Raw genomic sequence first — 987 nt, forward strand, 5'->3', positions numbered from 1 at the left:
TGAGTCGCCGGGTCTAGACCCGAAGCGGAGTGATCTACCCATGGCCAGGTTGAAGCGACGGTAAGACGTCGTGGAGGACCGAACCCACTTCAGTTGAAAATGGAGGGGATGAGCTGTGGGTAGGGGTGAAAGGCCAATCAAACTCCGTGATAGCTGGTTCTCCCCGAAATGCATTTAGGTGCAGCGTCGCATGTTCCTCACTGGAGGTAGAGCTACTGGATGGCCGATGGGCCCTACAAGGTTACTGACGTCAGCCAAACTCCGAATGCCAGTGAGTCAGAGTGCGGCAGTGAGACTGCGGGCGATAAGGTTCGTAGTCGAGAGGGAAACAGCCCAGATCGCCGGCTAAGGCCCCTAAGCGTGTACTAAGTGGAAAAGGATGTGGGGTCGCGAAGACAACCAGGAGGTTGGCTTAGAAGCAGCCACCCTTGAAAGAGTGCGTAATAGCTCACTGGTCAAGTGATCCTGCGCCGACAATGTAGCGGGGCTCAAGTACACCGCCGAAGCCGCGGCACTCACACAATACATTCTCTTGTTCCTGCGGGGACTTGAGCAGTGGTGTGGGTGGGTAGGGGAGCGTCCTGCATCCATGGAAGCATCGGAGTGATCCAGGTGTGGAGGGTGTGGGAGTGAGAATGCAGGCATGAGTAGCGAAAGCGAAGTGAGAAACTTCGCCGCCGAATGACCAAGGGTTCCTGGGCCAGGCTAATCCGCCCAGGGTGAGTCGGGACCTAAGGCGAGGCCGACAGGCGTAGTCGATGGACAACGGGTTGATATTCCCGTACCCGTGTAGTCGCGCCCGTGATGAATCAGCTGTACTAACTGCCCAGAATGTTCCTTACCGCCTTCGGGTGGCCTGGAATCCTATGCGCAGGACCTTGGTTGGTAGTAGTCAAGCGATGGGGTGACGCAGGAAGGTAGTGGGGCCAGTCAGTGGTTGTACTGGTGTAAGCCTGTAGGGCGTGTTCTAGGCAAATCCGGAACACA

1 rRNA gene is annotated in these 987 nt (G+C 56.8%); it reads left to right on the forward strand.

The annotated features are described in order from the left end of the window. A 23S ribosomal RNA gene (locus tag AC1TQG_RS27765) occupies positions 1-987 on the forward strand; the annotation flags it as partial.

Source organism: Williamsia sp. Y844, assembly GCF_056786475.1.